Source organism: Chelatococcus sp. KU-N122 (assembly GCF_055391085.1).
This window is the reverse complement of record NZ_AP043981.1, coordinates 5,355,697-5,368,871: the sequence shown is the minus strand read 5'-3', so window position 1 is coordinate 5,368,871 and position 13,175 is coordinate 5,355,697. Positions and strand designations below refer to the sequence as shown.

14 protein-coding genes and 1 tRNA gene are annotated in these 13,175 nt (G+C 67.3%); 8 read left to right on the top strand and 7 right to left on the bottom strand.

All coding sequences use genetic code 11. The annotated features are described in order from the left end of the window. Window positions 1–17: 17 nt before the first annotated feature. Entirely contained in the window at window positions 18–377 is a 360-nt protein-coding gene (locus ACZ5PO_RS24265; protein WP_464184462.1) for a hypothetical protein, read from the bottom strand. A gap of 126 nt (window positions 378–503) precedes the next feature. Here ACZ5PO_RS24265 and gph point away from each other — a divergent pair, with 126 nt between their 5' ends. From gph to ACZ5PO_RS24240, 5 genes are all read left to right on the top strand, one after another. Further along, window positions 504–1,202 carry a phosphoglycolate phosphatase gene (gph, locus tag ACZ5PO_RS24260; protein ID WP_464184461.1) on the top strand — a complete coding sequence of 233 codons (699 nt, stop codon included), beginning with the start codon at window positions 504–506 and terminating at the stop codon, window positions 1,200–1,202. Between the two features lie 81 nt (window positions 1,203–1,283). After that, window positions 1,284–2,111 (top strand): enoyl-CoA hydratase/isomerase family protein, encoded by an 828-nt coding sequence (locus ACZ5PO_RS24255; RefSeq protein WP_464184460.1) that lies wholly within the window; start codon window positions 1,284–1,286, stop codon window positions 2,109–2,111. A gap of 122 nt (window positions 2,112–2,233) precedes the next feature. After that, a complete protein-coding gene (locus tag ACZ5PO_RS24250) occupies window positions 2,234–3,448 on the top strand; it encodes an ABC transporter substrate-binding protein (RefSeq protein ID WP_464184459.1) in 1,215 nt (404 codons plus the stop codon). A gap of 99 nt (window positions 3,449–3,547) precedes the next feature. Next, complete coding sequence (locus tag ACZ5PO_RS24245) at window positions 3,548–4,225, top strand: MarC family protein (RefSeq protein WP_464184457.1); 678 nt, start codon at window positions 3,548–3,550, stop codon at window positions 4,223–4,225. Window positions 4,226–4,345: 120 nt separating this feature from the next. After that, the gene (locus tag ACZ5PO_RS24240; protein WP_464184456.1) at window positions 4,346–5,245 is read left to right on the top strand and encodes a metallophosphoesterase family protein; all 900 of its coding nucleotides are present in this window, start codon (window positions 4,346–4,348) and stop codon (window positions 5,243–5,245) included. A 27-nt stretch (window positions 5,246–5,272) separates the two neighbouring features. On the opposite strand, the gene ACZ5PO_RS24235 is transcribed toward ACZ5PO_RS24240, so the two are convergent. Then, window positions 5,273–5,347 (bottom strand) — tRNA-Val (locus ACZ5PO_RS24235). 296 nt (window positions 5,348–5,643) lie between these two features. Between ACZ5PO_RS24235 and ACZ5PO_RS24230 the strand changes: the two genes are divergently transcribed. After that, the gene (locus ACZ5PO_RS24230; protein ID WP_464184454.1) at window positions 5,644–6,231 is read left to right on the top strand and encodes a L,D-transpeptidase; all 588 of its coding nucleotides are present in this window, start codon (window positions 5,644–5,646) and stop codon (window positions 6,229–6,231) included. A 74-nt stretch (window positions 6,232–6,305) separates the two neighbouring features. Here ACZ5PO_RS24230 and ACZ5PO_RS24225 read toward each other — a convergent pair whose 3' ends face one another. Then, window positions 6,306–6,677, bottom strand: coding sequence for a gamma-butyrobetaine hydroxylase family protein (locus tag ACZ5PO_RS24225; RefSeq protein ID WP_464184453.1), 372 nt, complete (start codon window positions 6,675–6,677; stop codon window positions 6,306–6,308). Window positions 6,678–6,825: 148 nt separating this feature from the next. Here ACZ5PO_RS24225 and moaA point away from each other — a divergent pair, with 148 nt between their 5' ends. After that, window positions 6,826–7,872: a GTP 3',8-cyclase MoaA gene (gene moaA, locus ACZ5PO_RS24220; protein ID WP_464184451.1), complete on the top strand. Its 1,047-nt coding sequence runs from the start codon at window positions 6,826–6,828 to the stop codon at window positions 7,870–7,872. Between the two features lie 73 nt (window positions 7,873–7,945). On the opposite strand, the gene ACZ5PO_RS24215 is transcribed toward moaA, so the two are convergent. Together ACZ5PO_RS24215 and apbC are read right to left on the bottom strand one after the other, a co-directional pair. After that, a complete protein-coding gene (locus tag ACZ5PO_RS24215; protein WP_464184450.1) occupies window positions 7,946–9,034 on the bottom strand; it encodes a TRAP transporter substrate-binding protein in 1,089 nt (362 codons plus the stop codon). A 161-nt stretch (window positions 9,035–9,195) separates the two neighbouring features. After that, window positions 9,196–10,338 (bottom strand): iron-sulfur cluster carrier protein ApbC, encoded by a 1,143-nt coding sequence (gene apbC / locus ACZ5PO_RS24210; protein WP_464184449.1) that lies wholly within the window; start codon window positions 10,336–10,338, stop codon window positions 9,196–9,198. 300 nt (window positions 10,339–10,638) lie between these two features. Between apbC and ACZ5PO_RS24205 the strand changes: the two genes are divergently transcribed. Next, complete coding sequence (locus tag ACZ5PO_RS24205) at window positions 10,639–11,508, top strand: NAD(P)-dependent oxidoreductase (RefSeq protein WP_464184448.1); 870 nt, start codon at window positions 10,639–10,641, stop codon at window positions 11,506–11,508. A 75-nt stretch (window positions 11,509–11,583) separates the two neighbouring features. On the opposite strand, the gene ACZ5PO_RS24200 is transcribed toward ACZ5PO_RS24205, so the two are convergent. Then, window positions 11,584–12,327: an MBL fold metallo-hydrolase gene (locus ACZ5PO_RS24200; protein WP_464184447.1), complete on the bottom strand. Its 744-nt coding sequence runs from the start codon at window positions 12,325–12,327 to the stop codon at window positions 11,584–11,586. A gap of 221 nt (window positions 12,328–12,548) precedes the next feature. Beyond that, a complete protein-coding gene (locus ACZ5PO_RS24195) occupies window positions 12,549–13,163 on the bottom strand; it encodes a glutathione S-transferase family protein (RefSeq protein ID WP_464184446.1) in 615 nt (204 codons plus the stop codon). Between the last annotated feature and the right edge of the window lie 12 nt (window positions 13,164–13,175).

Genomic DNA, 13,175 nt, shown 5'->3' with positions numbered 1-13,175 from the left:
AAAGCGAGGCCCGCCCGTTACTTGGCGGGCGGCGTGCACACCACCTTCTCGTTGAACACGTAGCAGATGCTCATCTCCCCGGTCCGGTCGTTGACGCGGAACACGCCACCTTCGCGATCGTGCTTGGAGGCGACGAGACGATAATCGCCCGGCAGCTGCGGACCGCCGCCCTCGCCGGCGGGATAGCAGAGCGTCACGCCGATCGTGGCCTCCTTCAGGCCGTATTGGCAGGCGCCCATCTCGCCGGTGACGCGCTCGACCCGGTAGATGCGGTTGAGGTCGACCTGCGGCGCCGGCACGAAATCATAGTTGTCGGCGCGGGCCGCAGTCGCGACCAGCGCGAACGCGGCCATGGCCGCCGGAAGCAAACGCAGCATGAGATCAAGCCCGATGAGGGAGCGCCGAATCGATGCGGTGATTGTAGAGAGACAGCGCGCCCGTGCCAGACGTCTCGGGCGCATCGGCGGCGCGCACACCTCCGTCCACGGTTCAGGAGCGTTCGAATGTCCCCCTCCCCCGTCCTCGTTCTCGATCTCGACGGCACGCTGATCGATACCGCGCCGGACCTGGTCCTGACGCTGAACGCCGTCCTCGCCCAGGAAGGCAAAGGGCCGTTGTCGCTGGCGCAGGTGCGCGCGATGGTGGGCGCCGGTGCCAAGGCGTTGCTGGTACGCGGCCTCGTGGCGGCGGGCGACCAGGTGCCGCCGGACCGGCTCGAGGCGCTCTACCAGGATTTCCTGGCCCACTACCGCGCCCATATCGCCGACGCCTCTGTCCCCTTTCCCGGGGCGCTGGCCTCGCTCGACCGGTTCACCGACGCCGGCTGGCGGCTGGCGGTCTGCACCAACAAGCTCGAGGGGCTCGCCCGCAGCCTGCTCGGGACGCTCGGCCTCGCCGACCGCTTCGCGGCGATCTGCGGCGGCGACACCTTCGCCCAGCACAAGCCCGACCCGCGTCACCTCATGGGCACGATCGAGCGCGCCGGCGGTGCCGTCACGCGCGCGGTGATGGTCGGCGACTCCTCGGCGGACATCGTGGCGGCGCAGGCGGCCGGCGTGCCGGTGGTCGGCATGACCTTCGGCTATACGGACACGCCGGTGGCCGAGCTCGGGCCGGATGCGGTCCTCGACCACTTCGACGATCTGTTCGAGACGGCGCATCGCCTGCTGGCGCGCCAGGAGCGGGAGCCGACGAGGCCCTGACCGTCGTCGGCGGGTCGACAGCGTCCGGCCGCCATGATCAGGTGCCTGCACATCGCTGACAATCAGGGAGGAGACGCGACCATGGCCGAACCGGCGCAGCAGCGGACCATCGACGACAACCCGGCCAGCGAAGTGCTCTACGACGTCTCGAGCCACATCGCCACGATCACGCTCAACGCGCCGCAGCGCATGAACACCATCTCCGGCCCGATGCTGAACGAGCTGACGCAGCGGCTGGTCGACGCCAACCAGGACCCGGATGTGCGTTGCGTGATCCTGACCGGGCGCGGCCGCGCCTTCTGCGCCGGCCTCGACCTCAAGGCCGAGCGCAGCGGCGACTCGCTCTTGTCCAGCGCCTCCTCGCCGACCAACCTCGACCTGCGCAACACGCCGCCGACGGTCATGCACGCCATGGACAAGCCCATCGTCTGCGCCGTCAACGGCGGTGCGGCGGGCTACGGCTTCGACCTGACGCTGGGCGCCGACGTCAGGCTGCTGGCACGCTCGGCCAAGCTGGCGGTCGCCTTCTGCAAGCGTGGCGTGGTGCCTGAATCGGGCGGCACCTGGTACCTGCCGCGGCTGCTGGGCTGGTCCAAGGCGGCCGAGCTGATCCTGACCGGCCGCACGCTGGCGGCCGACGAAGCGTTCACCATAGGCCTGGCGTCCGAGGTCGTCGATGACGAGGCGCTGGCGGACCGCGCCCGCGCGCTCGCGGCCGAGATCGCCGGCAATGCGCCGCTCGCCGTCCAGGCCGCCAAGCGCATGATGCGCATGGGCCTGAACGAACCGTTCAACGAGCACGTCCACCACGTCTTCCTGCAGCTGCTGCCGCTCATGCGCACGCAGGATTTCCAGGAAGGCGTGCGCTCGTTCATGGAAAAGCGGCCGCCCAGCTTCCAGGGCCGCTGAGGCGCAGGCAGGCGGTCTGGTCACCGCCCAGATCGGCGCGGCCCAAGCCGCGCCGACGGTTGTTCCAGGTGCGCCGAACTGCCAAGATAACGTGCGGAATAATAAGATCTTTCGGAGGAAACATGCGCCGCTGGAGCGTTGCTCTTGCGTCGGCTGCGGCCGTCGCGACCCTTCATTGCAGCTCGCCGGGCCTTGCCCAATCCCCGCAGGGGCCCGTCAAGATCGGCGTGCTGGCCGATCTGTCGTCGGTCTATTCCGACATCGGCGGCACCGGGGCGATCGAGGCGGTCAAGATGGCCATTGAGGACTTCGGCGGCGAAGTGCTCGGCCAGCGCATCGAGATGATCAGCGCCGACAGCCTCAACAAACCGGATACGGCATCTGCCATCGCGCGCCGCTGGTATGATTCCGAAGGCGTCGACATGATCATCGATCTGCCGACGTCGGCCATCGCGCTGGCGGTGATGGAGCTGTCGAAGGAGCGGGAAAAGATCGTCATGGTCACCCAGGCGGCGAGCTCGGACATCACCGGCAAGCGCTGCTCGCCCTATACGGCACACTGGACCTACGACACCTACGCCAATGCCCACACGGTCGGCAGCGCCATCGTCAAGCAGGGCGGCGACACCTGGTTCTTCATCACCGCCGACTACATCTTCGGCCACTCGGTCGAGCGCGATACCGCCGACGTCGTGCGGGCCAACGGCGGCCGGGTGCTCGGCAGCGCCAAGGCGCCGCTCAACACCCAGGACTTCTCCTCGTTCCTGCTGCAGGCGCAGACCTCCAAGGCCAAGATCGTCGGCCTCGCCAACGGCGGTGCCGACACCATCAACTCGATCAAGCAGGCAGCCGAGTTCGGCATCGTCGCCGGCGGACAGAGGCTGGCAGCGCTGGTGATGTTCATCTCGGACGTGCACAGCCTCGGGCTGAAGACCGCGCAGGGCCTCGTCGTCACCGAGGCGTTCTACTGGGACAAGGACGACAAATCGCGCGCCTTCGGGAAGCGCTTCCACGAACGCACCAAGCGCATGCCGACGATGAACCAGGCCGCCAACTACAGCGCGACGCTGCACTACCTCAACGCGGTCAAGGCGGCGGGGACCAAGGACGCCAAGACGGTGATGGACAAGATGCGCGCGACGCCCGTCAGGGACATGTTCACCGACAACGGTGTGCTGCGCGAGGACGGCCGCATGGTGCACAGCATGCTGCTGCTCGAGGTGAAGAAGCCCGAGGAGTCGAAAGGTGAGTGGGACCTCTACAAGGTGCTGGCGGAGGTGCCGGGCGATCAGGCCTTCCGGCCGTTGAAGGATGGCGGCTGCCCCCTGGTGAAGTGATGTTGCCTTAAGCTCCCCTTCACCGCATGCGCCGCGTTGCCATCGGGCGCGCGGCGAGCCACAAGCTCCCGTCGTCGAGCCGACGGGAGCAGAGCAGGCGTGATCTCCGACCAGGACCTTCTCATCACCCAGTTCATCACGCTGTGGGCGGTGCTCGATCCGATCGGCCACCTCACGCTGTTCCTGGGGGCGACCCAGAGCCTGGACACGCGCCAGCGGCGCGCGGCGGCGCTGCTGTCGGTCGCCATGGCCTTCACGATTCTCGTCGTGTTCGGCTTCGCCGGACAATATCTGCTGCACGGCATGGGCGTATCGCTCCTGTCGTTCCAGATCGCCGGCGGCATCATCCTGTTGCTGTTCGCCATTCACATGGTGCTGGGTGAGAAGAGCCAGTCCGAGGCCATCGCCGCGCCGGCCGGGCCGCAGCCGGAGGCCGCGCGTCAAGCGCCCGCGGCGGGCTCCAGCTCGGTCGTCGATATCGCGGTCTATCCGCTGGCCATGCCGATCATCGCCGGGCCAGGCGCGATCCTCACCGTCATCGTGCTGATGGACAACAACCGCGACTCGTTCGCGCACCAGTTCGAGACCATCGGGGTGCTCGCGGCCGTCATGGTGGTGCTGCTCACGACATTCGCGCTCGGCGGCCCGATCTCCCGCCTGATTGGCAACAGCGGCGCCAACCTGCTGCGCCGGATCATGGGCCTGATCCTCTCGGCCGTCGCCGTGAACCTCATCCTGAACGCGCTGGCGCAGTGGCTGAAGCTGCCGGAAATCTAGACGCTGCGGCCCGACCTGGACGCCACCGCCGACCAAGGTGGCGGCCGTCACCAAGCTGTTGTGGAGGTCGCGCATTGTGCCGCACTGCTATGAATCCCGTAGCGCAGCACGGAGGCTCGGATGTCGGTCGGAGCGCTCACCATCATTCAGCTGACGGACCTGCACCTCAGTCCGAGTCACCCCTTCTTCCTCTCCAACTGGCGAGCGGCGGCCCGCGATACGCTGGCGGCGCAAGCGGATCTCGTCGTCGTCAGCGGTGACCTGACGGTCAACGGCGCCGATTGGGAGGCGGATCTCACGCACGCGATGGAGGAGCTGCGGCCGCTCGAGCCGCTGTGCCTGCCCGGCAACCATGACATCGGCGAGTGCCGGCCGGACCACGATCAGGCCGTCGACGCCATCAGGCTGGCGCGCTACCGCAGCATCGTCGGGCCCGACTATTGGTATCGTGATCACGGCGCCTGGCGCATCGTCGGCCTGAACACCCAGCTCATGGCCAGCGGTCTCGCCGACGAGGCGGCTCAACGCACCTGGGCCGAAACGGTCATCCCGGCGGCCGACGGCCGTTTCGTCGCAGTGTTCCTGCACAAGCCGCTCTATCTGGAATCCCTCGACGAGGGCGACGAGCCCGACCACGCCGTGCCGGGCGAAGCCCGCCGCTGGCTGGCCGACCTGCTGAGGCACGACTCGGTCCGTCTGGTCAGCTGCGGCCACGTCCACCAATATCGGGTGCGCACCATGGACGGCGCCGCTCACGTCTGGGCGCCGGCGACCTCGTTCCTCACCCATGCCGCGTATGGGGGCGAGCACATCGCCGGCTTGCTCACCTGGCGCCTGGACGCCGACGGCGGGGCTCACCACGAGCTGTCGGTTCCGGCCGGGCTCCAGCGGCTACAGTTGGAGGAGATCCGCGGCGACTTCCCCAACCTGCGCTCGATGACATCGGCCGCCGTCTCGGCGGCGATGCGCACGCAGGGTCCGGCGGCGGCGTTGCGACCGGAACCGGCTTCGACCGACTGATGGACTACAATGTGCGTCGGATGGGAGTGGTGGGCGGTACAGGGATTGAACCTGTGACCCCACGCGTGTGAAGCGTGTGCTCTCCCGCTGAGCTAACCGCCCTCGGCCGCGGCGACGGTACGCCTCGCCGGGAAGGCGCACTTCATATGGAAGTGCGCCTCGAAGGTCAAGGACGATCGCCGTGGGCGGCGCGCGATGCGGCCACGCGCCGCTCCGGAGAGCCAGGTGTTGCGTGCTGGTCACGACCGCCGACGATCCGCATCGAGGTCGATCGATTGAATTGCGTCCGCATCCTTTGTTGACCATTTTGGCTCGCGAAGACAGCCGAGGCGCCGGTCCGAATCCATCGGACGCGGAGGTTTCGTGCGTAACGACCGACAGCATCCTACGAGGCAACAATGCGTCGCTTGACACTCGCGGTGGCGAGCATCTTTGTGGGCTTGGCGACTTGGGCCACGACCGCCGAAGCCTACCAGATCGAGATCGACCCGCTGACGCGGCAGCCGCTGAACTACAGCCCGCCCGGTTATCGGCCGCAAGCGACCGCCATTCCCCGTGAGTTGGTGACTTACCCCGGCCCGTACAAGCCCGGCACCATCGTCGTGTCGACGTCCGAACGGCGCCTCTACTATGTCCTCCCCGGCGGCCGGGCCATTCGCTACGGCGTCGGCGTCGGTCGGCAGGGCTTCTCCTGGGGTGGCGTGCAGCGCATCACGCTGAAGCGCGAATGGCCGTCGTGGACGCCGCCGGCGCAGATGCTGAAGCGCCGTCCCGATCTGCCGCGCTTCATGCCCGGCGGCCCTGAAAACCCGCTCGGCGCCCGCGCGCTCTACCTCGGCAGCACCCTGTTCCGTATCCACGGCTCGAACGAGCCGGAGACGATCGGCCAGGCGGTCTCGTCGGGATGCATCCGCATGATCAATGAGGATGTGATCGATCTCTACTCGCGCGTCTCCGTCGGCACCCAGGTGGTCGTGCTGCGCTGACCGCAGGCCCTTGCATCAAGGTCAGAGGTCAAAGGCCGGCTCTGCCGGCCTTTTCTTTTTGCGCCGTCGCGTCGTCAGGGCGTACGGGACAGGCCGCGATGCGCCAGTTCGGCGAGATAGCGCGGCCAGGCCTCGTCGTGGGTCGTCCCGAGCTCATACAGGTAACGCCACGTGTAGAGGCCGGTGTCGTGGCCGTCGTCGAAGACGATGCGCACGGCGTAGCGGCCGACCGGCTCCAGCGCCGCCATGACGACATCGATCTTGCCCGCCTGAATGCGCTTGTCGTGCGGCCCGTGCCCCTGCACCTCGGCGGACGGGCTCATGACGCGCAGATATTCCGCGCTCAGCTCGAAGCGGGCGCCGTCCTCGAAGCTGACGGTCAGCTGGCGCTTGTCGGGAGACAGGCGCAGCTCGCTCGGCCAGATGTCGTCGGCCTGTGCGGTCATATGAGTGCAGCTCCTCGATATCGTCGGCGCTCGGGCGCGACGCGGCGGCCTGTCCACCTAACCGACGGTATAGGTTGACCACCTCGCGAGCGCTTACGATATATTCAGCACACGGGGCCGCCTATGTCGCGCGCCCGAGGAGATGCGTTTGAAGACGCCCGCCCTGACGCCGATCGGTTTCAACGTTCACGGCCAGTCCCATCCGCTCGTCGATCCCTTCGGTCGTGCCATCAGCTATCTGCGCGTGTCGGTGACCGATCGCTGCGATCTGCGCTGTGTCTACTGCATGGCCGAGGAGATGACGTTCCTGCCGAAGCGGGATCTGCTGACCTTGGAGGAGCTGGATCGGCTGTGCAGCGCGTTCGTGGAGCGGGGCGTGCGCAAGCTGCGCATCACCGGCGGCGAGCCGCTGGTGCGGCGGGGCATCATGGGCCTCTTCCGCTCGCTCAGCCGGCATCTCGATTCGGGCCGCCTCAGCGAGCTGACGCTGACGACCAACGGCACGCAGCTGGAGAAGTATGCGGCCGAGCTCGCCGACTGCGGCGTGCGGCGCATCAACGTCTCCCTCGACACGCTCGACCCGGATCGCTTCCGCACCATCACGCGCTGGGGCGACCTCAACCGGGTTCTGGCGGGGATCGACGCGGCGGACGACGCCGGTATCCGCGTCAAGATCAATGCGGTGGCGCTGAAGGGTGTCAACGAGGATGAAATCGACACCCTGCTGCGCTTTGCCCATTGGCGCGGTTTCGATCTGACGCTGATCGAAGTGATGCCGCTCGGCGAGATCGAGCCGATGCGCATCGATCAGTTCCTGTCGCTCGGCGATGTCCGCAGCCGCCTGGAGCGCCAGTTCACGCTCACTGATTTGCCCGACAACACGGGAGGGCCGGCGCGCTACGTCCGGGTCGAGGAAACCGGCGGCCGGCTGGGCTTCATCACGCCGCTCACCCACAACTTCTGCGAGAGCTGCAACCGCGTGCGGGTCACCTGCACCGGCACCCTGTACATGTGCCTCGGCCAGGAGGATGCCGTCGATCTGCGCGCACCGCTGCGCGCCTCGGAGGGCAACGAGCAGCTCGAGCGGGCCGTGGAGACGGCGATTGCCCGCAAGCCCAAGGGCCATGACTTCATCATCGAGCGTCGCCGCGAGCATGGCGTCGCGAGCCGCCACATGAGCACGACCGGCGGTTAGCGCCCTACCGCCTTGGCAGCGACCCGATCGGATGAGGCCATCTGACCGGGTCTGCCGATCCGGAGCGGCCCGTTCAGCCGCGGACGCGGGCGCGGATCATGAAGTTGTCGTAGGTGTATTCGGCCACCTGCCACCACAGATACTCGTCGTTGCGGAAGGCCTTGACGACGTCGTAGATCTTCTTGAAATCCGGGTTCTTGCCGGAGAGCTCGTCATAGAATTCATTTGCGGTCTTGTAGCAGGCTTCCATGACATCCTGCGGGAAGGCCTTGAGCTGGGCGCCGCTCGCCACCAGCCGCTTGATCGCCGCGGGGTTCTTGGCGTCGTAGCTTGCCTGCATCTCCCCGTTCATCAGCCCGGAGGCGGCACGCACCGCTGCCTGGTACGGCTTCGGCAGGGCGTTCCACTTGTCCTGGTTGACGAAGAAGTTGAGCGCCGCGCAGCCTTCCCACCAGCCGGGATAGTAATAGTATTGGGCCACCTTGGCGAAGCCGAGCTTCTCGTCGTCGTAGGGCCCGACCCATTCCGCCGCGTCGATCGTGCCCTTTTCGAGCGCCGGGTAGATGTCGCCGCCGGCGATCTGCTGCGGCACGACGCCGAGCTTGGTCAGGATCTGGCCGGCGATGCCGGCGATGCGCATCTTGAGCCCCGACAGGTCGCCGACGGACTTGATCTCCTTGCGGAACCAGCCGCCCATCTGCGTGCCGGTGTTGCCGCCGGGCAGCATCAGCACGTTGTACTTCTTATAGAACTCGTTCAGCAGATCCAGGCCGCCGGCCGCATAAAACCATGCATTCATCATGCGGGAATTGAGGCCGAAAGGAATAGCGGTCCCCAACGCAAATGTCGGATCCTTGCCCACATAGTAGTACGAGGCGCTGTGGCACATCTCGACAGTGTTGTTCTGCACGGAATCGAGCGCCTGCAAGCCGGGGACGATCTCACCCGCTGCAAACACCTGGATCTGGAACTTGCCGTCGGTAATATCGGAAACCGTCCTGGCAAACAGCTCGCTCGAGCCGAAGATGGTGTCGAGCGACTTCGGGAAGCTCGACGTGCAGCGCCACCGCACCTCCGGCGCGGATTGCGCGATCGCCGGCGATGCAACGGCTCCGGCGACGGCGCCGACACCAGCGGTCTGCAAGAATTGGCGGCGCTTCATGCTTCGAATCCTCCCACGTCCCGGCGCGCTCCTGGCGCGTGTCCGATTGGCGGCGAGAGAACCAGCGCGAGCGGCCCAGTGCAACAGAAAACACGCCGAATCGGCCTAAACCTTCGTTCAAAGGTACGGCAGCGCCGGCGCGCAGCGGCTCCCGCCGGCATCTATTCGATGACGATCCGCGGCGGTGCGCGACGCCCGGCGGCCTCGCCGGCCAACCCCGCCGCGACCTGGCGGGCGATGGCGTCGTAGGCCCGCGCGTGGGGCCCGTCGGGCTCGGCGACCACCACCGGCTCGCCGCTGTCCGACAGTTCGCGGATGCGGATGTGCAGCGGCACCTCGCCGAGGAACGGCACGCCGATCCGCTCCGCCTCGTGGCGCGCGCCGCCGTGCCCGAAGATGTCCGACCGGGTTCCGCAGGCGGGGCAGATGAAGGTCGACATGTTCTCGACGATGCCGAGCACCGGGACGTCGACCTTACGGAACATGGCGATGCCCCGCCGCGCGTCGATGAGCGCCAGATCCTGCGGCGTGGAGACGATGACGGCGCCGGCGAGCGGCACGTTCTGAGCCATGGTGAGCTGCGCATCGCCCGTGCCCGGCGGCATGTCGACGACCAGCACGTCGAGCGCCCCCCAGGCCACCTCGCGCAGCAATTGCTGCAAGGCGGACATCACCATCGGGCCGCGCCAGATGATCGCCGCCTCGTCCTCGACGAGGAAGCCGATCGACATGACCTTGAGGCCGAAGCGCTCGGGCGGCCGCAGCATGCGGTCATCGCCGAGCTCGGGCTTGCCGGAAATACCGAACAGCCGGGGCATCGACGGGCCGTAGACGTCCGCGTCCAGCACGCCGACGCGGAGGCCGGTGCGGGCCAGCGCCAACGCCAGGTTGCAGGCGGTGGTCGACTTGCCGACGCCGCCCTTGCCGCTGGCAACGGCGATGATCTGCTTGACGCCGGGCACCTCCGAGCGCGCCCGCGCCGCCGTGGCGCGCGGCCCCGGCTGCGGCTGGCCAGGACGGCCGGGCGCCGCGCCGGAACGAGCGCCACCACCGCCCGTCGGCGCCTCGGCGGTCAGCGTCGCGACGACGCCGTCTACGCCACCCAGCGCCTTGACCGCCCGTTCGGCTGCAACGCGCATCGGTTCCAGTTCGCCGGCGCGCGCCGGATCGATGCCGATCGAGAAATAGACCTTGCCGTTGTTGACCACGATATCGGACAGCACGCCGCTTCGCGGCAGCGGCGTCGCCCCATCGGGCCCAGCGACTTGGGCAAGTGCTGCGAGGACGTGTTCCTTGGTGATCATCAAGGATGATATGAGCGGCCGTCCCGAGGGGGTCAATGGAGGATTCGCCGGACGCGGCGAATCCGAAATTCGCGCCACCTCAGAGCAGGGCTGGGCGTGAATTTCGAATTCCTGGGCCACACTGGCAGCTCCGCAATTCTAGTGTGATTCAACAGATTTGAAATTCATCAACGCGAATGCCATACAAAGACGAAGACCTTCAGATCCACCACGCTAAAGTGCCGGCCGCCAGGGCCCAGGGGTGTCGGCTCCGCCAAGCCTCCTCGGGACAGGCCGAACAACCAAAGGCAGGAGCAAGACATGGCCAAGGTCGCTTTCCTCGGGCTGGGCGTGATGGGCTATCCGATGGCCGGACACCTCAAGGCGAAAGGGCACGAGGTCACCGTCTACAACCGCAACGGTGACAAGGCCCGGCGATGGGTCGCCGAGCATGGTGGCGAGGCGCTGCCCACGCCGGCCCAGGCAGCCGCGGGCTGCGAGCTGGTCTTCGCCTGCGTCGGCAACGACGACGACCTGAGGCAGGTGACGCTGGGGCCGGACGGCGCCTTCTCCGGCATGGCCAAGGGCAGCCTGTTCATCGATCACACCACCGCGTCGGCCGACGTGGCGCGCGAGCTCGATGCCGAGGCGCGGCAGCGCGGCTTCGGCTTCATCGATGGCCCCGTCTCCGGCGGCCAGGCCGGCGCGCAGAACGGCCAGCTCACCGTGATGTGCGGGGGGGGCGCGGCCGACTACGAGCGGGCCGAGCCGGTCATCATGAGCTACGCCCGGGCCTGCCGGCTCATGGGCCCCGCCGGCTCGGGCCAGCTTACCAAGATGGTCAACCAGATCTGCATCGCCGGCCTGGTGCAGGCGTTGGCCGAGGGGATCCACTTCGCCAAGCAGGCGGGTCTCGACGTGGAGGCCGTCATCTCCACCATTTCCAAGGGCGCCGCTCAATCCTGGCAGATGGAGAACCGCTTCAAGACCATGGCGGCCGGTGAGTTCGATTTCGGCTTCGCCGTCGACTGGATGCGCAAGGATTTGTCCATCTGCCTCGACGAGGCGCGGCGCAACGGCGCCTCGCTGCCGATCACGGCCATCGTCGATCAGCTCTACGGCGAGGTGCAGGCGATGGGCGGGAAGCGCTGGGACACCTCCAGCCTGATCGCCAGGCTGGAGAGGAAATAGCCTCCCGTCGCCCTAGAGCATTTTATCTGGAGCGCTTCTCTTGCGATTGGGTGAGTTCACACCGGTCGCCTTGCCCTACAGGTCGACGATCAGCCCGTCGTCGGCGAGGCGATAGCCCTTGGCGGCCGCCACATGCCGATGGGCAAGCATGTCCTCGCCCATATGGGTCAGCATGATCGTCCGGGCGCCGAGACGCGCCCGGTTGGCCTCGATCATCTCGAACGAGAGATGGTACGGCGGGCTGCCGTCGAACATGTAGCATTCGCAGATGAACAGATCGGCGTCGCGGGCCACGTCGACCAGCGCCTCGGTCCAGGCGGTATCGCCGGAATAGGCGAAGAGCTTGCCGCCGCTGGACAGGCGCAGGGCGGTTGCCGGAGCGCCGGAGGGATGAATGACCTCGATGCGCTCGACGGCAAGCGCGCCGAGTGAAAAGGGCGTGCCGCAGGCCTGCTCTTCCACCGCGACGGGATAGTGCCACGCGTTGCCCGATGAGCCGGGGAAGAACGCCTCCATGGTCAGCTTCAGGCGCTGAGCGGTGCCCACCGGCCCGGCGATGGTCAGCGGCGCGCGGCGGCGACAGACGAACTGGCTGTCGAGAAACAGGAACGGCAACCCGCCGAAGTGGTCGCCGTGCAAATGGCTCAGCACGACCGCATCGATCCGGTTGGGGTCGATGCCGCGCTGCTTCAGCGCGACCATCGACGAGGCGCCGAAATCGACCGCGATCGTCCGGCCGCCCGTCTCCACGAGGAAGCAGGTGTTGAAGCGCCCCCCGGAGCCGAAGGCGTCGCCGCAGCCGAGAATAGTGACGCGCATGTCAGGAGCCCGTCTGTGAGTAGCGGTTGCACTGCATTGAACGCTGAAGAGGCAAGGACCGATCGACCACGAACGAGGCCGCCGCCGGGCTGCCGCGCGGCATTCCGCCACCCGACCCCTGACCGAGCGCAGCGACACATGCGACTATACCTGCCGACCGGCTCCTGGCGGAGAAACGCCAACGGGCTGCCGCGCACCTCATCTGAGCCTCGGGCAGGCGCCTAAGTCGCGCTGGCGCTGGGGCGGGCCGAGACGGAGGCGTGCCAGCGCTTCAGATGCGCGAGCTCCTCCGGCATCCTCACCTTGGCGACCTTGCCGAAATCGATAACGCACAGCGCCGTGATGTCGGCAATGCTGAAATCGTCGCCCGCAATGAACTCGCGGCTCTTGAGCTCGCCGTCCAGGATCGCCATGAACTCGGCGGCCTTGCTCTTGTTGGCCTCGCCCCAGTCCGCAAGTTGAGGCGTTTCCAGCAGCGCCATGCTCGGATGGATGTGGCGGAAGGCGAAGAAGATCGGCTGGGCCAGATAGAACTCCACGTGCCGGTGCCACATCTCGACCAGCGCCCTGCCCTTGGGGCCGCGGCCGAACAGCGCCGGCTCCGGGTGCAGCTCCTCGAAATAGCGGCAGATGGCAGTCGATTCCGCGATCACCGTGCCGTCGTCGAGCTGCAGCGCGGGCAATCGCTGGACGGCCGTCAACGCACCGAACTGCGGCGACTTGTGTTCCATCTTGCCGATGTCGACCGGGACGCGCTCGAGCTCCACATTCTTCTCGGCCAGGAAGATATGCACCCGTCGTGGATTGGGTGCGCGCGGTGCGTCGAAGAGCTTCATCCATGTTCCTCC